Source organism: Robinsoniella sp. KNHs210 (genome assembly GCF_000686105.1).
GTDB lineage: Bacteria > Bacillota > Clostridia > Lachnospirales > Lachnospiraceae > Robinsoniella > Robinsoniella peoriensis.
On the sequence record NZ_JMLZ01000001.1, the window covers coordinates 654,331 to 674,956 of the forward strand.

At 43.1% G+C, this 20,626-nt stretch carries 18 protein-coding genes; 2 read left to right on the forward strand and 16 right to left on the reverse strand.

Translation table 11 applies throughout. The annotated features are described in order from the left end of the window. Window positions 1–2: 2 nt before the first annotated feature. The 3 genes from CD03_RS0102550 to CD03_RS32140 all read right to left on the reverse strand — a co-directional run bounded on the left by CD03_RS0102550 (window position 3) and on the right by CD03_RS32140 (window position 2,551). Window positions 3–479, reverse strand: coding sequence for a helix-turn-helix transcriptional regulator (locus CD03_RS0102550; protein ID WP_197041616.1), 477 nt, complete (start codon window positions 477–479; stop codon window positions 3–5). 128 nt (window positions 480–607) lie between these two features. After that, window positions 608–1,747: a glycerate kinase family protein gene (locus CD03_RS0102555; protein WP_027292288.1), complete on the reverse strand. Its 1,140-nt coding sequence runs from the start codon at window positions 1,745–1,747 to the stop codon at window positions 608–610. Window positions 1,748–1,828: 81 nt separating this feature from the next. Beyond that, a complete protein-coding gene (locus CD03_RS32140; protein ID WP_044288857.1) occupies window positions 1,829–2,551 on the reverse strand; it encodes a FadR/GntR family transcriptional regulator in 723 nt (240 codons plus the stop codon). A gap of 244 nt (window positions 2,552–2,795) precedes the next feature. Here CD03_RS32140 and CD03_RS37670 point away from each other — a divergent pair, with 244 nt between their 5' ends. Continuing rightward, on the forward strand, window positions 2,796–2,936 hold the full coding sequence (locus CD03_RS37670; protein ID WP_156042737.1) for a hypothetical protein: 141 nt from the start codon (window positions 2,796–2,798) through the stop codon (window positions 2,934–2,936). Here the strand turns inward: CD03_RS37670 and CD03_RS0102570 are convergent. The 6 genes from CD03_RS0102570 to CD03_RS0102595 form a co-directional block, all read right to left on the reverse strand. After that, complete coding sequence (locus CD03_RS0102570; RefSeq protein WP_027292289.1) at window positions 2,929–3,729, reverse strand: sugar phosphate isomerase/epimerase family protein; 801 nt, start codon at window positions 3,727–3,729, stop codon at window positions 2,929–2,931. The genes CD03_RS37670 and CD03_RS0102570 overlap by 8 nt on opposite strands. Then, window positions 3,726–4,772 carry a zinc-dependent alcohol dehydrogenase gene (locus CD03_RS0102575; RefSeq protein ID WP_027292290.1) on the reverse strand — a complete coding sequence of 349 codons (1,047 nt, stop codon included), beginning with the start codon at window positions 4,770–4,772 and terminating at the stop codon, window positions 3,726–3,728. Before CD03_RS0102575 ends, CD03_RS0102570 begins: the two co-directional genes overlap by 4 nt. Window positions 4,773–4,799: 27 nt before the next feature. Next, on the reverse strand, window positions 4,800–6,170 hold the full coding sequence (locus CD03_RS0102580) for a GntP family permease (protein ID WP_027292291.1): 1,371 nt from the start codon (window positions 6,168–6,170) through the stop codon (window positions 4,800–4,802). Between the two features lie 88 nt (window positions 6,171–6,258). Further along, complete coding sequence (garR, locus tag CD03_RS0102585; protein WP_027292292.1) at window positions 6,259–7,143, reverse strand: 2-hydroxy-3-oxopropionate reductase; 885 nt, start codon at window positions 7,141–7,143, stop codon at window positions 6,259–6,261. 49 nt (window positions 7,144–7,192) lie between these two features. Next, the gene (locus tag CD03_RS0102590) at window positions 7,193–8,125 is read right to left on the reverse strand and encodes a transketolase family protein (protein WP_027292293.1); all 933 of its coding nucleotides are present in this window, start codon (window positions 8,123–8,125) and stop codon (window positions 7,193–7,195) included. 14 nt (window positions 8,126–8,139) lie between these two features. Beyond that, on the reverse strand, window positions 8,140–8,964 hold the full coding sequence (locus CD03_RS0102595; protein ID WP_027292294.1) for a transketolase: 825 nt from the start codon (window positions 8,962–8,964) through the stop codon (window positions 8,140–8,142). Between the two features lie 299 nt (window positions 8,965–9,263). Between CD03_RS0102595 and CD03_RS0102600 the strand changes: the two genes are divergently transcribed. Further along, window positions 9,264–9,527 carry a CatA-like O-acetyltransferase gene (locus CD03_RS0102600; RefSeq protein WP_027292295.1) on the forward strand — a complete coding sequence of 88 codons (264 nt, stop codon included), beginning with the start codon at window positions 9,264–9,266 and terminating at the stop codon, window positions 9,525–9,527. Here the strand turns inward: CD03_RS0102600 and CD03_RS0102605 are convergent. From CD03_RS0102605 to CD03_RS0102635, 7 genes are all read right to left on the reverse strand, one after another. Further along, window positions 9,516–10,175 (reverse strand): ABC transporter ATP-binding protein, encoded by a 660-nt coding sequence (locus CD03_RS0102605; RefSeq protein WP_377145011.1) that lies wholly within the window; start codon window positions 10,173–10,175, stop codon window positions 9,516–9,518. The genes CD03_RS0102600 and CD03_RS0102605 overlap by 12 nt on opposite strands. A 59-nt stretch (window positions 10,176–10,234) precedes the next feature. Continuing rightward, window positions 10,235–11,131, reverse strand: coding sequence for a hypothetical protein (locus tag CD03_RS0102610; protein WP_027292297.1), 897 nt, complete (start codon window positions 11,129–11,131; stop codon window positions 10,235–10,237). Beyond that, window positions 11,124–11,882, reverse strand: a complete 759-nt coding sequence (locus tag CD03_RS35690; RefSeq protein WP_052377630.1) for a hypothetical protein — start codon at window positions 11,880–11,882, stop codon at window positions 11,124–11,126. The genes CD03_RS0102610 and CD03_RS35690 overlap by 8 nt, the downstream gene beginning before the upstream one ends. A gap of 97 nt (window positions 11,883–11,979) precedes the next feature. After that, entirely contained in the window at window positions 11,980–13,590 is a 1,611-nt protein-coding gene (locus CD03_RS0102620) for a DUF6034 family protein (RefSeq protein WP_156042739.1), read from the reverse strand. A 52-nt stretch (window positions 13,591–13,642) separates the two neighbouring features. Then, the gene (locus CD03_RS0102625; protein WP_027292299.1) at window positions 13,643–15,373 is read right to left on the reverse strand and encodes a sensor histidine kinase; all 1,731 of its coding nucleotides are present in this window, start codon (window positions 15,371–15,373) and stop codon (window positions 13,643–13,645) included. Between the two features lie 11 nt (window positions 15,374–15,384). Then, window positions 15,385–16,056 (reverse strand): response regulator transcription factor, encoded by a 672-nt coding sequence (locus CD03_RS0102630; protein WP_027292300.1) that lies wholly within the window; start codon window positions 16,054–16,056, stop codon window positions 15,385–15,387. Window positions 16,057–16,308: 252 nt separating this feature from the next. Beyond that, a complete protein-coding gene (locus CD03_RS0102635) occupies window positions 16,309–20,625 on the reverse strand; it encodes a PAS domain-containing hybrid sensor histidine kinase/response regulator (protein ID WP_242849022.1) in 4,317 nt (1,438 codons plus the stop codon). Between the last annotated feature and the right edge of the window lies 1 nt (window position 20,626).

A 20,626-nucleotide genomic window follows, 5' to 3' on the forward strand; every position in this document is an offset into this window, starting at 1 on the left:
GATCACCGGGGATTGTTATCCCCACGATACTCCCTGGGACTGCACCCTACATATTTTTTAAATATTTTGGAAAAATAGTTCTGGCTGTTAAATCCGGTCTCATAAGTGACTTCTTTGATGCTTTTTTTCTGATGAAGCAGACGCTTTGCCGCTTCAATCCTCCTTTCTGCAAGTACATCCGTAAAGTTTTTCCCGGTGTTTTTTTTGAACACCCGGCTCAGATAAAATGGAGAGATGCGCAGATATGCCGCCATATCATCCAGTGTAATGTTATGGCTGTAATTTTCTGAGATATACATCATCGCCTGTTCCACAATATAGTGATTATTGGTCCGGTTAAATTTCAGGATTCCCTCCTGCATAGTAATCAGCTGCATTTCCAAATAAAACGTTAATTCCTTTGTATCGTTTAAGGTTAGAATTTCTTCTAAAGACACTGTAAATTCCGTGAGCAGCGTAACCTCAGCATATTGCTGCATAAGGAACGATTTTGCTGTTTTATCTATTATCTTGTCATAGCTGCAAAAAAATAGCAATATCTTGTCACTATGACAAGATATTGCTATTTTTCCGAAAAGGAATTGCATTGCTGACAGCTCTCCTTGATTTAATCAAGGCTTTTTATCAACCGGAATACCTGCTCCGCCGCATTTGTAATATTGGTAAGCGCCACCCGGCTGTCCATTGCCTGCTCTAATGTTGTTATCTCCTGTAAGATGGGAAAGTATGCATCTATCCCTTTTTCATTGCATTTCACTGCATCTTTGGAGACACTGCCGGCAAAGGCGATCACTTTAATTCCATGTTTTTTGGCAAGACCTGCTACGCCCACCGGTGCTTTTCCCATGGCAGTCTGTAAATCAAGCCGTCCTTCTCCTGTAATCACAAAATCTGCGTCAGCTATCTCTTCTTCCAGATCAACCGCTTTCATCACCAGATCAATTCCGGGCGAAAGCGTTCCGTTAAGAAAGCTTAAAAATGCAAATCCAAGCCCGCCTGCTGCACCTGCGCCCTGATATCCGGAATAATCATGACCAAAAGTGTGGGCAGTGACATCTGCAAAATGCTTCAGATCCCTGTCCAGCGCCTCTTTCATCTCATCCGTTACACCCTTTTGGGGACCATAGATCCAGGTTGCTCCGTTTGTACCACACAGTGGATTATTAACATCACACGCTATCCGGAAAGTACACTCACTGATCTCGGGATTTACGGCATCCGTTTTGATGGATGCGACCAGCTTTAAGCTGTCTGCGGAGATCCCCACAGGATTTCCTTCTTTGTCCAGAAACCGGTACCCTAACGCAGTGAGCATCCCGATACCGGCGTCATTAGTAGCACTTCCGCCAATTCCTATCATAAAATTGCGGCAACCTCTGTTTATTGCATCCAGGATCAATTCTCCCACACCAAAAGTCGTTGCTGATAACGGTTTTTTATCTCCTGCTTTTACAAGAGTAATACCGGCTGCCGCTGCGATTTCTATGACCGCCTGTTTTTTATCCGGTATGAATCCATATGCGGCATTTACCGGTTCTCTCATCGGACCGCAGACATAACGGCTGATATAGGTCCCTCCGCATCCTTCCACGAAAGCTTCAACGGTGCCCTCACCACCATCAGCCAGTGGTTTTACAATGACCTCTGCATCCGGATAAACCCGTTTTATTCCTGCGCGTATGCCACCGCCTGCTTCCATGGAACTCAGGCTTCCTTTCAAAGAATCAATAGCAACTACCACTTTCATACAATCATCCCTCCACCTGCAGACGCAGCTTACCTTCCTTTTATACCTCCTGCATATAGCAGGTTCCGCCTGAGATATGCATTAATAAGTAGTTCGATTGGAACTTTCAAATTTTATCTCTTCAATATATTTCACATTATTCTCAAGATGTTCCCTCATTACCTCCACAGCACCCTTTTCATCTTTTGCTATGATTGCATCAATTATTTTTCCATGATATTTCAGGGCAAGATCCCAGCCCATTTTCTCGATAATGGTCGTCACGTAAGAATTGATGACTTCCCTTAATATTTCATTTGTCTTTATAATCAGAGGATTTCTTGTCATCTGGCTGATTTTAAAATGAAACTCGGTATCCATTACCGCAAATCCTAAGGAATCGGACTCATCCTTTTTCTGGAGCATTTTCTTATGAATTTTCTTTAATTCTTCAATATCCTCCTGGGTACCTCTGCGGACTGCAAGCCTTACCGACTCCACATCGATGATCTGGCGGAATTCAAATACCTGTTCTGTTTCCTGCCCGCTTAAATACACTGCCGGCACTAATGCCTGCATATTCTCACTGATATCAATCACTTTCACAAAAGACCCTTCGCCCAGGCGGGTTTCAATCAGTCCCAGCGTCCCTAACTTCTGCAGTGCCTGGCGGACAGTGATCCTGCTGACACCCAGCATATCCGCCAAAGCATTCTCCGAAGGAAGCTTATCCCCCTGTTTCCATTCGCCATCTATAATCATCTGTTTTAATTGATCAAATACCTGCTCCCCGACATTCACGCGCTTGATTGGTTTTATACTCATACGTGCCTCCATCTTTCTGCCTGTACGTTGTCATACAGATACAATCATCATACCTTCTTTTTAGCATGATTGCAACTGTTTTTGTAAGGCTTTTTCTTATGAATATCCATATAAATATAATCTTTTCCGCCTGATCTGTAGAGGCACTCTATTTTTCCAGTTTCCCCACTGCGGCAAACCACGCTCTAGTACTACAACGAACAGTTTCTTGAATTTGGTTTTAGCTGATTAAGACGCTTTGTAAATGATAGGTAGTGTACAGAAAGATGGGTGTGGGAAACTGGCATGGGCTGTGGCAGGCTGTTCTTTATTGGATGCAGCGCAGTATGTTTCGGCTTTTTGCGTAAAAGAAGATTGGCCGGGCGACACTAGATTCATCAGCTGAAATATTTCTTAAAAAACGCAAGTGCTTTTGGAGCACTTACCCCATAATCATGGGTATATGCCTCACAGCTGACGCGTCCGTCATAGGATATAGCTTTCAGGGCATCTATAAAGGGCTGATAAGTTTCTTCCTCTATGGACTCCGGGTATACACGCCCATCTGGTCTCGCAAAATGAACGTGTCGCAAATACTCTTTTCCTTCTTTCAACAGATGTTCAACCGGTTCTTTTTCTTCCGTCAAATGATAAAAATCAACCAGTACCTTAACATTCTCTCTATCCACAGCCCTTGCCAGCCGGCATCCTTCTTCAAAAGTATTGATTAGGTTACACTCCTGTCTGCGAAGGGGTTCAATCACGATTGTAATATCCAAGTTATGTGCAATGTCATTTACCTGCTGCAATAAAGAAACTATCTGTTGGTATCCCCGTTCCAGGGGGAATCCGTCCGGTACATTTTTTGCAGGCCCGCTGCCGAACACTACATACTTCACACCTAACCGGTGTGCCCGCTCTAATGCCTCTGCGGCATAATTCAAATTGGCTTCCATATCTGCATCCGGACCTGTAAGCCGGTAACCGGTTGGGAAAAAATTATTGCAAACCTCACAATTTACACCGGAGGTGTCTACACAATGCTTTAATTTCCCGAATTCATCCTCACTCAAATCCATCATCTGCGCAAGGGGTAATTCTGCATAATCATATCCGCAAGATACTAATTGTTCCAGGAATTCGATGCCCGTTCCGTCTGCACCCTCCGCTATCATATTTAGACAACAACCAAATCTCATTTTCTTTTACCTCTTTTTATACTGGGATCAATCATGACTTTTATATAATCATCCGGGTTCGTATGCAAATCATCCATAGCATCTTTTACTTCCTCCAGAGTAATTGTTTTCGTTATCAGCTTTGCTGCATTCAATCTGCCGCTTCCAATTAAATCCACTACTTCTCCAAATTCTTCATGGGTATAGTTAAAGGAGCCAATCACTCTGCGGGCAGAGCATACGATATCCTGCATATTAATTTCCATTTCTTTTTGGGACATTCCCACCCAGATTGCCTGTCCGCCGATTTTCAGGCACTTAATGGACTGGTTGGCTGCAGCCTGAACGCCCACTGCCTCAATGGAAGTATCAATCATTCTCCCATCCGTATATCTGGAAACAGCTTCCATATAATCTTCATCCTTAGGATTAATTACCTCATCCGCTCCAAAAGTTCTTGCCGCAGCAAGTCTTGTATCACTTAAATCCGAAACTACGATTCTGCCCGGATTCTGTAATTTTACAATCTGCAAAATGCAAAGCCCAATGGCACCGGCTCCAATAATCAGCACATTCTGGCCTTCTATATTTCCTGCCTTCTTCACCGCTCCGTATGCAACCGCATAAGGCTCTGCCAAAGCACCGATTTCATAATCCGTATTATCCGGTAACTTATACAGAAGTTTTTCGGGTACTGCTGCATATTCAGCCATCGCCCCGTTTACCGTCAGTACGCCAAAGAATCTTTTATTCAGGCACATATTTGTCAGTCCTCTTTTACAGTTTTCACAGGTACCGCAGAAGTGAATCGGCTGAACGATTACTCTGTCACCCTCTTTAAACTTTGTGGCACCTGCCCCCGGCTTCACTACCTCAGCCGCGAACTCATGCCCCATCGTCATTGGTGCAATCCTTCTTCCCGTCAAACCCAGATATCCGTGCACATCACTTCCGCAGATACCACATGCCCTGACTCTCAGAAGCACTTCCTGTTCCCGGGGAACCGGCATCTGCTCTTCCTGTATTTCTAATTTGCCTGGTCCCATATATTTTAATGCTTTCATTACGTTCTTCCTCCTTTCAAACACACTCTAGAATACCGGGAATACCAATGCCCCGATAATTGCTAATATAAAGATACAGATTGCTGATATAAAAGAACCCAGTGTATAAGTTTTCAAACCGCCGGTCACCGTTAATCCCGACAAATTTGTTGCCACCCAGAATCCACTGTCATTTACATGCCCCACACTATTTCCGCCTGCCAGACATGCCATGGCTATATAAACCGGATGTATGCCCACCGTTGGTGCCAGGGTTGCCATAATCGTCATAGAGGTTAGTCCTGCTACCGTACCGGAACCCTGAGCTACACGGAAGATAAATCCGATGAAGAATGCCAGGAACAATACCACAATGGCAGAACTGGTATCCAGTCCCAGCTTGTCAACCAAAATTGTACCAATATCGGTTGCTTTGATCACTGCACCGAAAGAACCGCCGGCTCCGGTAATCATAAGAACTACTCCGGCAGCCTTTAATGCTTCTCCGGCAGAGTTTTCAATATTTTTCTTACCAATATATTTATAACCTAATAAATAAGATGCCAGTGCGCCTAATAGAAGAGCCGTTAATTTATTGCCCAGGAACTGGCTGATTATAGGCTGGTTCTCTTCTCCGAAGATTGCCGTTCCCACGGTTCCGCATAAAATGCAGATAATAGGAACTACAATTGGCAGCAGCGAGATGAAAAAGCTTGGTCTGTTCTCCTTGATCACTTTACCCTGTTCTTCTAATTCTTTCACAACATTTGAAGAATGATTTACATCCTTTTCCTCATTCCAGAAATGCCTGTCATGAATTTTGGTATATAAAAATACACTAACCGTTACCGTAATAATACCGAAAATCAATCCGAAGATCAGCATGATGCCCAGGTCAAACCCGAAGATATCCGGTGCTGCCAATGGATTCGGGGTTGGCGGAACGATACAATGGGCAGTGGTTGCACCAATCGTAAGTGCCCCCGTTGTATATGCCATCGGTTTGTTGATCTGCCTTGTAATAGCAATTCCGATTGGAATCAGAATCACAAAGGTAACATCAAAATAAACCGGTATGGATAATACAAAGCCCGTAAATGCAATGGCATATAAAGCTTTTTTAGCAGGGAATTTTCTGACAAGCGTTTCTGCTATTACGCTCGCACCGCCGCTGTCTGACAGCAACTGGCCTAAAATAACACCAAATCCGATAGGCAGTCCCATACTGGACATCATGCTGCCGAAGCCGTCTGAAATCTGCGTAATTGTACCCATGACACCCAATTTTGATGCAATCCCCATATATAAGCAGGCAATAATCATTGCAATACTTGGGTTGATTTTCAAAACCATAATTAAAAACAAAATAATTGCAATCGAAATAACCAGATTAATAATTAATAAAGTACCAACGTCCATAAAGACCCCCCTAGTAGATGATATCTGCCGGAATTCGAGCTTGTTTGAAATTTTCTTTCTGACACACCCCGGTCCGAACAGATTCAGATTATCCGCGGATTTCTACACCTGTAATTTTTTCATAATACTTTGCAATTGCGCTGTGATCTTGCTGCCCGCATCCGTCAGCACGTAGCGTCTGCAGCATTTCCATGGCCAATGCGGTCATCGGAAGCGGTGCGCCGACCCCATGGCCTGTTTCCAACGCATTATTCAGATCTTTAATATGTAAATCAATTTTAAATCCCGGATTAAAGTTGCCTGCTGTAATCATTGGTATCTTAGCATTCATAACTGTGGAGCCTGCCAGCCCGCCTTTAATTGCGTCAAATACCCTCACCGGATCCACTCCTGCTTTTGTGGATAACATAAATGCTTCCGATACAGCAGCAATATTCAATGCCACAATAACCTGATTGGCTAATTTTGTTGTATTTCCTGCACCGATGTCACCACAGTGTACCGCACTGCCCCCCATCACCATTAGCAGATCATACACCTGGTCGAAGACCATTTTATCTCCGCCAACCATAATTGACATGGTTCCGTCAATTGCTTTTGGCTCGCCGCCGGATACCGGTGCATCAATCATTTTTACTCCCTTTCCGGCACATGACCTGGAAATCTCCTGGGATGCAAGCGGTGCTATCGAACTCATGTCAATTAATATGCTTCCTTCCTGTGCACCTTCCAGAACTCCGTTTTCTCCCATAACAGCCGCTTTTACATGTGGTGAATTAGGCAGCATGGTAATAATGGTTTTACACTGTTGTGCAACTGCTTTGGAAGATTGTGCGGGAACTGCCCCATCCGCTGCCGCTTCCTCAACATTTGCCTCCATTACGTCAAATGCCACAACCTCATATCCCGCTTTTAGCAGGTTTCTAACCATTGGTTTCCCCATGATTCCCAGTCCGATAAATCCTACTTTCATTTTCATTACCTCCATTTTCTAAAATGATTTTGATTTGTGATTATTCTAATCAGTTAAAGTTATCCATCTTTTCAATAGCTTCCACAATACGCTCTTTCGTCAGTCCGTGGTACTGCAGCACATCCGCATAGTTATGTGCGCTGCAGCCGAATGTGTCATGAATTCCTACAAACTCAATGGGTTTGCATTCTTTGCAGATTGCCTCTGCAATAGCAGAGCCCATCCCTCCGGCTACATTATGTTCTTCTGCTGTCACGACTGCTTTTGCATCTTTTACAAGCTGGATAACAGCCTCCTGATTCAATGGTTTTATAGTGCTGACATTGACTACCTTTACAGACACTTTTCCTTCCAATTCTTCTGCCGCTCTTAATGCAAGCCCCACCATAATTCCGGCAGCAAATACAACGATATCTTTTCCTTCTTTTAAAACTGACGGCATCCCGATTTCAAATTTTTTGCCCTCCGGCGTTACATTTTCATAATCATTTCGATTCAACCGGATATAACAGGGACCATTGTATTCTGTAATTGCCTTTACTGCTTCCACGGTTTCATTGGCATCTGCCGGACAAATTACCGTCATGTTGGGGACAGCCCGGAAGATTGCCATATCTTCCACACACTGGTGGGTCGCCCCATCACCAAAATCAGACATTCCCGAAGAAGAACCACATATTTTAACATTTAATTTTCCAATTGCGATCGTCTGGCGGATCTGATCAAATGCCCTTCCGCCAGAAAATACGGCAAACGAATTTGTAAATGGGATTTTTCCGGTTTGTGCAAGCCCTGCCGCAACCGATGTCATGTTCGCCTCTGCAATACCCATTTCAAAATGCCTGTCGGGATACGCTTCTTCGAACAGCTTACCCATTGTAGAACCTCCAAGATCAGCATCCAGCACTACAATATTTTTGTTTTCTTTTCCTAAATCCACCAGTGTTCTGCCGTAAGCGATTCTCTGATTTGTATAACTCATTCTCTCAGCCTCCTTTAAGATAATTCTGCAATAGCCTGTTTATAATTTTCTTCTGTCAGCATTCCATTATGAAATCCCACTACATTTTCTGCGAAGCTTACGCCCTTGCCTTTTACAGTATTTGCAACAATCATGGTCGGTTTTCCTTTAACCGTATCTGCTTCATCCAGCGCACTTAAGATTTCCTGCATGTTGTGTCCATCTATTTCAATGACATTCCACCCAAAGCCTTCCCATTTCTCAATTATGGGATTCGAATTCATCCGATCCACAATTTTACCGTTTGCCTGCAGCCCGTTTCTATCCAGAATGGCTACGAGATTATCTGCCTTATATGCACTTGCAGCCATAGCTGCTTCCCATATCTGGCCTTCTGCCATTTCACCGTCTCCGCAGAGCACATATACTTTCCGGCCGATCCCGTCCAGTTTCATCCCCAGTGCCATTCCAAGACCAATTGACAGCCCCTGTCCCAGTGAACCGGTCCCGGCTTCAATCCCAGGTGTTTTCAATACATCCGGATGCCCCTGCAGGTAAGAACCGATTTCTTTGGTGGTCTTCAAATCTGCCACCGGGAAATAACCGGCTTCTGATAAAGCTGCATACTGCAGGATTGCCACATGTCCCTTACTTAATAAAAACCGGTCTCTGTCCTCCATTTTCGGATTCACGGGATCATGTTTCATCTTGTAAAAATATAAAGCAGTTACGATGTCAGCAGAAGAATTAGATCCTCCGATATGACCGGCAACCCCTACACCGATGCTAACGACCACATCTTTTCTGATTTGCTTTGCTTTCGTCTGAAGCTCTTCAATCAACTTATTGTCATAAACCATTCCATTTCCTCCTTCACTATTTTGTATGTTGTTATATGTCAGTTGTATTACAGGTGATGAGTAGAATATTACTCTTCTCTGGCATTTTTGTCAATAGAAATGGTTTATTTAATATTTTTTTGTTTATTATATATAATTTATTATTTGAATTTTTGTTTATATTTTTATTAGATGAAAAAAATTAAATAAAGTTTGCAGACATCCGTAAACTCTACGGAGCGTTTATTGCTTTTATTCTAATTTATAGATATGCTTAGATTCGGTAAAGAAAAACAGGCTGTACTTAGGAAGGAAAAATAATGAGTAATTTTCAACCAATAGATATACCGACATGGCCTATGACACAGGCTTTTTACTACTACACGAAGATGGCATCAACCAGCTATACCGTCAATGTCAATATGGATGTGACAATTCTTAGAAAAGAACTAAAAGAATGCGGGTATAAGTTTTTTCCGGTAAATCCTCAAAGTAAGGGTTTTGCACAGTACCAGAACCGCCCCGGCTCATATTCAGCCGGGGCGGCAGCCCTTTCCCTCATTTATAATCACTCAGGATACTAAAACTTTCAATTCCCCCGCATCCATCTCGCATACCGTATCACACAGCATCTCAATATCGGCGGCATTATGGCTGACCAGGAAAATCGTCTTTCCCTGGTCATTTAATTCCAACATCAGATCGTACACTTCCTGCACTCCCCGCTTGTCCAAACCGTTAAAGGGCTCATCTAAGATTAAGATATCTGGGTCTTCCATGATCGCCTGGGCAATCCCCAGCCGTTCCCGCATTCCCATAGAATATTTTCCCACATGCTTCTTTGACTCTGCATCCAGCCCTACGCGCCGGATTGCACTCCGGATTGTTTCATCATCAATTTCCCCTCTTAACGATGCCAGTAATTTTAAGTTCTTAAACCCGGAAAGATTCGGAAGAAATCCCGGACTTTCGATAATCATTCCTAAAGATTCCGGGAAATCGATATCCCTTCCTACCAGTTTTCCCTCTACATAAATCCGTCCTTTAGTTGGAAATAAAAATCCGCAGATACATTTTAACAGCACCGTTTTTCCGGATCCATTCATCCCTACAATACCGTGCACCATTCCACATGCAAAATCATGCGTAATATTCTTTAATACTTTCTCCTCACCAAAATCTCTGCACACATTTCTTAAACTGATTGCAATATTCTCCATCTTATTCACCATCTCTATCCCTCTGCCGTATTCCAAACCCGCCTTCACTATTGCCGCAAATAAGTTCTTCACTACTCATTTAGCTGCAGGAAATGAAATTCATATCTATGCGCCATTTTGCAGATAAGCAGTAAAATAATTATTAAAATTCCCCCAAACATGCCTGTACTCATCCATATCCGGGGAAGATAATCATATCCAAAATTATGCATATAATAAGTGGCATGATTAAGAGGAGAGAGCCATCCAACTGCTAAATTTGCTTTATATTCCATCGTCTGGGGTAATTGAAACAGTGCCATAAAAATCTGAGGACTCAACAGCAGTCCGTACAGATTCAAAACAAAAACACTGATTACTCCCATAAACTGGCTTTTACAGAGATTAAAAAGCAGCATAACAGAGGCAATCACCAGAGAATACAAGGTAGTCAGTAAAAATATAACCGCTGCACACTGGTATGGATAAGACATTTCCATGGTCTTAACAGATGCCGGCAGTGCGATCTTTACCCCAACGCCGGAATAACCAAGAAGAGCCCCCGTCTCGCTCCACATATTCCCCGGAAAAGACAGAGGAGCGCAGATGATACAGCTGACCGCCAGTAAGAAAGAAGTATAAAGCACTGTAGCAAACACTACATAGATTACCTGCCCCCATACCCACAGGGACCGCTTCGTCCGATAAAGATAATAAGGGGTTCCCTGGCTGATAAAAGGCATGTCTGCAAACAGTAAAATCAATAGCAAAGAGGATATCATAATGGAATTCCCATCTCCGAATGTCCATACAAAGGCCTCCAATATCTGCATATTTGTACCGTAACTTCTCGCCAGGGACACTGCTTTGTCCGATAACATCAGACAAAGTACAAATGCCAGGGCAAAAGTCATAATGACTCTGGGATTCTTCTTCCATAGACGGAAATTATAGAACGCAATCTGAAAAGACTGTTTTATGTCACGCATCCTTCAGCCTCCTTTCCATGGTTATCACAAAAGCCGCTGCTGCTGCAAAACCTACCACAGAAACCATCAGTCCGGCTTCCCAAATCTGTATCATCCTTGGTGCTGCCCACTCACGGGGATTCAGTATATACAGAGAAGAATAATATCGTTCTTGAAATGCATTCAACATATAATACAAAATAAAAGGTGTGGTATATGCCATATATTTGTTTTTCATTACAGCAGCAAAAAATCCACCCAGCAATGCCCAGAGGCTGCCGCTAAAACAGGTGAGGACTATCCACCCTGCCACTTCTGTAAGGTGGGGAAAAATTTCTGTTTTCATGAAAATCCCCTGCTTCGGATCTATAAAAACTACCAGTGTTATACCTGCTAAGAGCAGCAGCACCCCAAACAATACCATCAAGCCGCCGGATAAAACTGTCACAATTACTTTTGAACTAAGATATCGTCTCCATCCGGTACGTACAAGGCCTGCTAATGCAAATCGGTACTTCAGTTCATCCGAAAATGCAGCCCCATAAGCAAGTGAACTAACCAGTGGAATCGCCATCAAAAACAATTCTGAATGAATCACCGCTTCTGCTAAATAAATCCAGCTGCCCTGAGAATCATAAACCCTGTTTTCCTTCATATATGTCACTGCTGGCAATCCACCGCAGATGCCTGCGATGACAAGTCCTATAATGCCGGTTAGGAATCCCATAGATAACACTGCCCTTTTCCAGTCTGTGAAAAATACTTTTCTCATCTTTATACCTCCTGCATATAGCAGGCCCGCCTGCGATACTGCCTTAATAAGTGGTTTAAAAGGAACTTTCAGACTTCTCCTGCCTGTTGCCGTAACTTTATGAAGGATTCACAAAACCTCCGTCAATCCCATTAAGAAATACCGTTTCCGGCATCGTATACATCTCACTGCCCTCGTAAGAAGACTGGACTACAAATACCCAGACCGGAATCAACCAGACATGATCGGGAGCATTAAATGCCGTGGAATAAGCCGCTTTTAATTCTGCACTTTTTACCTTGAAAGTGACAACTGTCTGATCTTTATCTGCCCCACCTGCACCATCTGGCGGCAGACCGATATACTGCAGATGTTCTGCCAGCCTGTCCTTGATTTTATCAAAAGGCAGAAGTTTCGTATTTTCTGCAACCACCTGATACAACTCCGCCATATTGATCCAGGAAAATCCCACGACTCCGTCTTCCGTAACCGTTATTTCGATTTTTTCCGGTTGAAAAGGAGGATTATAAGTTAGTTCAGGCATATCATTATGCAAAGTACCTCTAATAGGTCTATATTCCGAAATTCCATCCAGATTCCAACTATACAGTAACGTATAGGCTGCTTTGTTCTCTCCCAAATCTGAAGCATAATCTTCATAGCCATGCCCCCATATAGGGGGATTCGGAAACCAAACGGCCTTCTTGGATTGTTCCAATGAAAGACCGGTAATTCCCAGATCCTTCAATATTTTATTTCCTGTTTCAACAGCATCATCTATTTCTATTGCCGGATTTTCCATTGCTGATTCACATCTCTGTATAAAATCCTCTTTGTCATCCAGATGTTTGCTCCCCTGGGGATATCTGTTTTTCCTATCCCATATACAATCTTCCTTATCAGAATTCAGGAATTCTTCATCATAAACATCCCCAATAGAGTATGAAAAGTAACCTGCAGTTCCTGCTTTTTCATTGAGGCTGAAAGCTTTTATTATAGGATCCACTTTTTCTCCTGTTTCCACTACTGCCCAAAAACAGTTATTCTCAGTACGTACCATCTCATCTTCAGTACCCCACCACATATATTCCATTTCTGACTGGACCGGTTTTGAAAACTCCGGCTTCCTATATATTTTTTCCTGCTTTTTATCCGGTGCTTTTTCCATTAATTCTTCCAATCGCGGCTTCCATTCCATTTTGCTAAGCATAAGAAAAGTGCCCTCTCCGTTTATCCCTGATTTATTTTCTATATTAGTAATCTGATGTGATAACTCTTCTTTTGTCATTTGCGGCTTTTGATAAAACTTCCTCCCTTTGAAGAAATAATCGGTCAATTTCTTCAACTGCTCATTATCAAAGTTCGCTTTTTTTAATTCTAATACCGGAGTATTACTTACCGAGAGCCTGGGTATGTCCACATCCGCCTCTACTGTCACACGTCCATCCATGCGCTCCATGGTTTCCTTCCAGTGTTCCGGTGCATCAATCTGTTTTAATTCTCCATCTTTCACCTTGTCAATTATGCATCCTTTGGGAAGTCCTTCTGATTTATTAACAACCGGTGCCTGGTCAGGCGTTTTCTGACAGGCAGTTACCGTACATCCTAACATGACGGCCAGCAGAATCATACCATACCACTTTTTTCTATTGTTTTGTCTGTATTGTTTATTTTGTCTGCTTCGTTTTCTTATTTCTTTCACCATCGCACATCCATCCCTCTTTGGCATATTTACCGGTGTCTTTTCATTTACAAAAGCATAACAGAAAAATATCCCCTTTTTATTCTTCTGCCTTAAATCGAATACGAAATAAATTCCCGGCAGATGTATTTTCAGCCTCGCATCTCATTCCATGCAGACCTGCAACCTTTTTAACCAGATACAGCCCATATCCCAGATGCTTCTCCCTGCCTCCGGACAGCTGTTTCCCACTGGAAAAAAGTTCAAACATATCCCTCTTCCAATCTTCCGAAATAGGTTCCCCTGCATTTTCAATTGAAAGTTCTTCTTCATCCAGCATAATACGAATATAACCACCAGGTGTCACATAGGAAACAGCATTAGACAGCAGATTTGATACCAGTTGTTCAAAATAATTCTGATTCACTTCTTTTTCCACCCGTTCTATATCCATCTGTAAATCAATGTCTTTTTCCAAGAGCAGAGGGGCAATCCGGTTCAGAGATTCCATTACCAGTTTCCCAAGATTTGTCCTTTGCAGCTGAAGCATGAAATGTATGGAATTTATCTGCGACAACGTCATCATCTGGCGAATCATAGTATCCATCTCTTCTGTCTTCTGGTTAATCATATCCAGATAATATTCCTTTTTATATTCCAGCTCTTTTATCCGCAGATTATCATCACACATCCGTATAATTGCCAGCGGCGTCTTCAGTTCATGGGTCATTCCATTGATAAAATCCTTACGATCCTGTTCCATCTGCTGCCGCTTTTCTTCTGTTTTTATCTGGCCATAAGCCAGATACAGCGCACATAAGCCCAAAATAAAGAACATGACCAGATAAGCCCACTTCAGATTTACCAAAGATGTATACAAATGCCTTCCGCTTGCCCGTATTTGAAGGCAGATATACGACCTGCTGTTGAGTAACGAAAACCTCATACGGGTCTCCATCTGTGTTGTTAGAAATCCAGAGGTCAGGGTCTTCCCATTATCCCAATTCATTTCCTGACCGGATGTGGTGTTCATTGAAATTTCTTTCCTGTTATGCAGCCATTCCTCCTGCTCCCAGTAATTCCACTCTTCAAAACCATCCTGGTAGTAAGGAAATCCCAATATCTGTATTTCTCTGTATTTTTCGTTTTCAGATATGGCGCTTATTTCTGGAGAAATCCATTCCATTACAATTTCACTGCCGGACTGACAATAATTCTTCCCATCATACTCTGATTTCCATGAGCGTGAGGTTAATAACCAGGGATCCTGCTGTGCTTTCTCTCCCTGTTCTCCACTGACCCACTCTAATTTTTCAACATACAGACCCGTTAAAAACCCTTGCCCATCCCTGCTATCGGTACTGCAGAGAAAACGATATTTCGGTGGTTTCGATTTATTCCTGCTGTTTTCTTTTATAGCCGTTATAAAAACATTTTTCTGCTCTATAGAAAACAGCTCTTCCGGAAATATCAGCTTCGATTCAGTCGTTTCTCCATCCTCTATTTTAACATTCAGATAATTTTTACTTTCCGCCAGTAAATCTTGCTTATCATTGTAAACCAGGTAACTGTAATATTGGTTCTGGAAGTTTCCATTCAGACTGCTTTTCGCACTGTCTCCCACTTCGTTAACGATTTTCTGAAAATCCTCTTCGCTGCTTTTTACTAATTTTTCATATATATAATTTTTCTTTTGTTGAAATGCCTCCTGTCCCAGTTTCCTGTTTCGTAAAGTATCGTAGGTAGTTATGATACATGCACAAAGCAAAAACAAAAGTAAAAAACAACCTCCGGTTTTAAGCAGAATACGATATTTTTCCTTTTTGGTCATATATTTCTCCCTTATTGAATCTGAAAAGAATAGCCTGCTTTTGAAACCGTTCGGATATAGCTGCCTGCATCTCCCAGAGCCTGGCGCAGCTTAACGATATGTTTATCCACAACCCGGTCCAGAATCTCGGCATCCACTCCCCAAACCTGGTTTAAAATCTGTTCTCTGGACAGTACCCGGTTCTCGTTCTCCATAAAATACAGCAGGAGCTGATATTCTTTGTCTGCCATGATACACTCCCGACCTGATGCAGTTACTTTTCTCTGTTCCGGATTAAGCGTGAGGATGCCTTTCTGTAATACCCGCTCCTTCCTGTCCTTACTGGTCCGCTGGGCCAATGCATGTACCTTCGCCAAAAGTACCGGAAGAGAAAAGGGCTTTGTTATATAGTCATCGGCACCGCAACCATATCCTCTTAACTGCATATTTTCCGCTTCCAATGCAGTCAGGAAAATCACCGGAATCTCCATGTTTTTCCGAATCTCCTTACAGACTTCAAATCCATTCATGCCAGGAATCATTACATCCAGCAGCACCATCTGAACCTCATTCCTTTGCAGATAAGCAAGCGCTTCCCTGCCATTATCAAAACATGCTGTCTGCCATCCCTGTACGGTAAAAAAGTCCGCTACCATCTCCTGAATAAGAATTTCATCTTCCACTAACAGTAATGTATTTTTCATTCTTTATTTTCGCCTTTCTATTAAGCAGTAAAATATTATACAAGTTTACTATAAAAATGTCTTCTTTTTATGCTTTTGCTGTATTTTAACAGCTGTTCCCATTTCTAAAAATAAAAAAGCCGCTGTACTCCCTTATGTCTCAAACAACAGGAAAGTACAACGGCCTTATTCCAGCGCAAGCTTAAAAATGTTAATATTAATTTACGGTCCAATTTCCAAGACATTCTCTAGTAAAATGCTAAAATGCTTCCATTATCTTCTCAGCAATTTACACAAAATATCATGCAGCACCTTAAAATCAAGAGGCTTCGCCAGATGCGCATCCATTCCGGAATCCAGCGCCTCCTGAATATCTTCCTCAAAAGCATTGGCGGTCATCGCAACAATAACAATATTTTTTGCATCCTCTCTGTCCAGTGCACGGATCGCCCGGGTAGCCTCGTATCCATTCATGCCGGGCATCCGGACATCCATCAGAATTGCATCATAGGTATTGGGGGCTGTATTTTGGAATGCCAGTACTGTTTCTGCCCCATCCATCTTCACAACCGATTCTGCTCCGTGCATCTGAAGCAGTTCACAGAGAATTTCTGCATTAATGGCATTATCCTCTGCTACCAGAAAGCGGCGTCCTGCAAATATTTCATCCTGGGAAGCAGCTGATTTAACCCTTCGGACATCTTCTGCGTAAATATCCGGTTCACCCTGCGCTGCCTCACATTCCAGTTCCACACGGAATGTAGATCCCTGATTAAGCTCACTCTCAACAGATATCTCTCCATTCATCAGATCCACTAATCCCTTGGTAATACTAAGACCAAGTCCTGTTCCCTCCACATTCACTGCTGCACTGCTGCGTGTGAACGGTTCAAAGATATGCCCGAGAAATTCTTTGGACATCCCTATCCCCGTATCACGAACCGAGAATCGGTAACGCACCCATTGCCCGCCTTTGACGGAAGGCACTTCCTCCACCAGAAACTGAACCTTACCGCATTCCGGGGTAAACTTCATCGCATTGCCCAGAATATTGATGAAGATTTGATTGATACGCAAAGAATCCCCATAGAAATATTCATGGCAGATCCCCTCCGTCCGGAGTTCAAACTTCAGTCCGGACGCCGTGACCTGGGGTGCCACAATAGCCGTCAGCTGCTCCAGCAGCTCAGACATCGATATCTTCATGCGGTTTAGCGTGATATTAGACCGCTCGATTTTGCTCATATCCAGAATATCGTTGATCAGACTAAGCAGATGCCTGGAAGAAATAGAAATCTTCTGCAGACAGTCCTTCACCCGCTCCGGTTCTTCAATATGAGCTGTTGCCAGCGTAGTCATCCCCATGATCGCATTCATAGGTGTACGAATATCGTGACTCATGGCAGACAGGAAATCGCTCTTGGCACGGTTTGCTTCCTTTGCAAGTGTCAGCGCATTTTCCAGGGTCTTTTTCGCCTGCCTTTCAGCCGTCAGCATATCCGTTACATCCGCCCGAACCATACAGATCGTACTGTGGTTTACATCTCCCCACAGTACATTAATCTGCTTATACAACAAACCGTCCCTGGATTGGTAAGGAAGGACAAAGTCATAACCCTCCGGCTTTTCTTCCAGACGCAGAAGCATGTTCTCCAAACAGAACCGCTGCAATATTTCTGCCCGGTCTTCCTCTGTACCATAATGGTCTGCAAATGCTTTTGCATTTTCATAATTATCTGCAATATATGGGGACAGGTTTTCCAACACGGTCTGACGGGTATATGTCACAAGTCGTTTGGTGTTGACATCAATAAATCCCGCCAGTTCAAAAGTATAGGCAATCATATTAAGCAGACCCTGCTGCTCCCGCACAGATTCCGTAATGTCTGTACGTACCAGACAGACCCTCCCAAGTCGCAGATCTACAGCGGAAACGGTCATATTTTTGGTACGGATTTCACCTTTTTCATCAATTGTAGAAAAAGCAAATGTATAGGAACTCTTCTCCGTCAGCCTCCGGTAAATTTCATCAGGTGTCAGTGCCCTGGCATACTGTTCTCTGTCCTTGGGCACAATGGGAGACCGAAGCATATCTGCAATCCTTTCCGAATGACAGCCTTTGGTTGCCGGTAAAAAATCTGAATTCTCATTAAATGTCAAAACCGTATACGAATCCTGCTTAAGGTTTAAATCTATGACAAAGTCATAGTTGGTGACTGAAAGCTGGTGCAGAATCCGGTCAGATATGGTCTGCTCCGTAATATCCGTTACCGTCAGTATCCCGGTGATATCCCCGGTATCGGGCACCTCCACCAAATTTACCTTAAATTGAACATAACGTCCAAAATCTTCCCGCGGCATTTTTATAAAACACTTTAGGATCTGTTCCCTGTCATTTCTTTCAAAAGCCTCCAGCGCAGGTGCATTCAGATAGGTCTTTAAAAATGTCTGCCTTTCCTTTTCATCAACAACAAGTCCTGCTATCCCGGTAAAAAACTCTTCCCGTACCGTACCAAGAGTTTTTAAAAGGTCTGAATCTGTAAGATCAATTATTTCCAGAATCTTATTCCGCGTGATATTGCAGTGGCCGATAATCAGTGCATTGGGTACCGGAATCCGATAATGCTGTATAATCATATCCTTATACTGCTCCCGGAGCTGTTCCTGTTCCCCTAATTCCCTGGTCATATCATGATAGACAGCATAAACCCGGCTCTCTCCATTCTCATTCTGAATAAGGGAGAGATTATTTTTCACCCATACATAACTATTGTCGCCCTTTTTCAGACGATATACCATTTCACACTGGTTCTCACCGCTGGAAATATATGCTGTCAGCTGCTGGTCCACCATTTCCTGATCATCCGGATGTACACCCGCCAAAGCATCCTTCTCGTATAGCTCCCAAGCATCTTCCAGGGTCATTTCGGTCAGTTCTGCAAATCCATCAGATAAAAACTCAGGAACCATTTTCCTGTCCTTCTCATAACGGACAACCGAAACTCCCCCCGGAAGATTTTTAACTAAAGTCTGAAAATACTGCTCCAGACGTTCTTTTTCCTTTCGAATCCGAACCTCTTCCGAAATATCCCTGACATAATTGACATACGCCGGAATTCCATTCCACTCCGTTTCACGAAAACGTATGCTGTAACAGGCGTCTGACTCATCAGACATGATCTCCTGTTCTTCCCCGTCAGGCTTATTATTTTTCAATGTGCAGAATTCGCAGGGTGCGCTTTTGCCATGCATTGCTTCATAGCATTTAAGACCGATACAATCCACTTTCTTGCTGAAAAGACTCTTGGATTCATTGACATAGAGCAGATCATAATTTCTCTTGTCGATCACATAAATTCCATCCGCGGTTTCGTTGGCAATATTCTGAAACAGGTGCGTCTCTGCCGACATGCCGGTAAAAACTGCATAAAATTTTGAGTTCTCTGACAGAGGTCCCATACGTCTTCCATTGAGATGAATCCAAATCAGACGGCCATCTTTATGACGCATACGATAGGAGACATCCAGAACTTCTCCGCTGGCAAGAGCTGCCTGCGCCGCTTCCAGAACCCGCTCCCTGTCCTGCTCGTATACAATGTCAAACACATCATGCCTTGCCATCTCTGAATATTCTTCCCGTGAATGACCGGAAAGTGCCATTACCCCATCCGAGAAAAAGGTTGGGATGAAACGCTTTCCTTTTACCAGATAACTGGCAATGCCACCTGGTATGGAATTAACCAGATGATCCATTTCCAGCTGTGCTTCCTGCATCTTTTCATTGGCTCCGGCAAGTTCCTTTTCCAGATGCACCTGTTCGCTTACATCGCTGTATACGCCATATAATAATTTTTTTCCGTCAGCCTGTTCCTTTACCGCTCCCTCAAGATGAATCCAGCGGTATTCTCCAAGCCGGTCATTGAACACCCGGTAAGTTTGACGGACGAATCCATTACTTAGAATTGCTCTTTGGATTTTTCCCTGTAAAAGCTCAAGATCTTCCGGATGAACCCCCAGAAAATCTGTCTTCTGTTCCAATAACCGTATATGTTCTTCTGAATACCCCATAATTTCATAAAATGCAGAGTTATGGAATAATGGAGAGATGCACCCGGCTTCAAATTCATAAACGCATAAGCCACAGGGAATGCTTGTGAATGTTGTCTGCAGTTCCTCTTTCACCGCTTTGAAGTGATTTTCTTCCCGTTTTTTATCCGTAATGTCCAGTATGTACTCAATATGAGCGGATTTGCCTCCCCATTCGATAATTTTCCCACTGAGCTGGTAGGTCCGGTTATTGCCGGGATGATGGAATTCACGAACAAAAAGCTCGGTCCGGCTCATGTCTCCTGCATGACAAAAAGGGCATGGCCTGTCATAACCCGCCGCTTCATAACAAGTAATCCCACCAATGCCAGGATACTGAAAAATCAAATCCTTTACTATCTGATTGGCATAGAGCAGTTCCATATTCTCAGCTGCGCTTACATATATAGCTACTGGGGCATTGTCCAATATGGCCTCCATCTGTTCCGTTGAAAGGGAGATATCCTGCATTATCCCATCTTCCTCATTATTTAATTCCCCCATC

Excerpts from the sequence above, each read along its gene's own strand:
- CD03_RS0102550 (WP_197041616.1), bottom strand. The coding sequence starts at position 479 with ATGCAGCAATATGCTGAGGTTACGCTGCTCACGGAATTTACAGTGTCT.
- CD03_RS0102555 (WP_027292288.1), bottom strand. The coding sequence starts at position 1,747 with ATGAAAGTGGTAGTTGCTATTGATTCTTTGAAAGGAAGCCTGAGTTCC.
- CD03_RS32140 (WP_044288857.1), bottom strand. The coding sequence starts at position 2,551 with ATGAGTATAAAACCAATCAAGCGCGTGAATGTCGGGGAGCAGGTATTT.
- CD03_RS37670 (WP_156042737.1), top strand. The coding sequence starts at position 2,796 with ATGATAGGTAGTGTACAGAAAGATGGGTGTGGGAAACTGGCATGGGCT.
- CD03_RS0102570 (WP_027292289.1), bottom strand. The coding sequence starts at position 3,729 with ATGAGATTTGGTTGTTGTCTAAATATGATAGCGGAGGGTGCAGACGGA.
- CD03_RS0102575 (WP_027292290.1), bottom strand. The coding sequence starts at position 4,772 with ATGAAAGCATTAAAATATATGGGACCAGGCAAATTAGAAATACAGGAA.
- CD03_RS0102580 (WP_027292291.1), bottom strand. The coding sequence starts at position 6,170 with ATGGACGTTGGTACTTTATTAATTATTAATCTGGTTATTTCGATTGCA.
- garR (WP_027292292.1), bottom strand. The coding sequence starts at position 7,143 with ATGAAAGTAGGATTTATCGGACTGGGAATCATGGGGAAACCAATGGTT.
- CD03_RS0102590 (WP_027292293.1), bottom strand. The coding sequence starts at position 8,125 with ATGAGTTATACAAATCAGAGAATCGCTTACGGCAGAACACTGGTGGAT.
- CD03_RS0102595 (WP_027292294.1), bottom strand. The coding sequence starts at position 8,964 with ATGGTTTATGACAATAAGTTGATTGAAGAGCTTCAGACGAAAGCAAAG.
- CD03_RS0102600 (WP_027292295.1), top strand. The coding sequence starts at position 9,264 with ATGAGTAATTTTCAACCAATAGATATACCGACATGGCCTATGACACAG.
- CD03_RS0102605 (WP_377145011.1), bottom strand. The coding sequence starts at position 10,175 with ATGGTGAATAAGATGGAGAATATTGCAATCAGTTTAAGAAATGTGTGC.
- CD03_RS0102610 (WP_027292297.1), bottom strand. The coding sequence starts at position 11,131 with ATGCGTGACATAAAACAGTCTTTTCAGATTGCGTTCTATAATTTCCGT.
- CD03_RS35690 (WP_052377630.1), bottom strand. The coding sequence starts at position 11,882 with ATGAGAAAAGTATTTTTCACAGACTGGAAAAGGGCAGTGTTATCTATG.
- CD03_RS0102620 (WP_156042739.1), bottom strand. The coding sequence starts at position 13,590 with ATGCCAAAGAGGGATGGATGTGCGATGGTGAAAGAAATAAGAAAACGA.
- CD03_RS0102625 (WP_027292299.1), bottom strand. The coding sequence starts at position 15,373 with ATGACCAAAAAGGAAAAATATCGTATTCTGCTTAAAACCGGAGGTTGT.
- CD03_RS0102630 (WP_027292300.1), bottom strand. The coding sequence starts at position 16,056 with ATGAAAAATACATTACTGTTAGTGGAAGATGAAATTCTTATTCAGGAG.
- CD03_RS0102635 (WP_242849022.1), bottom strand. The coding sequence starts at position 20,625 with ATGGGGGAATTAAATAATGAGGAAGATGGGATAATGCAGGATATCTCC.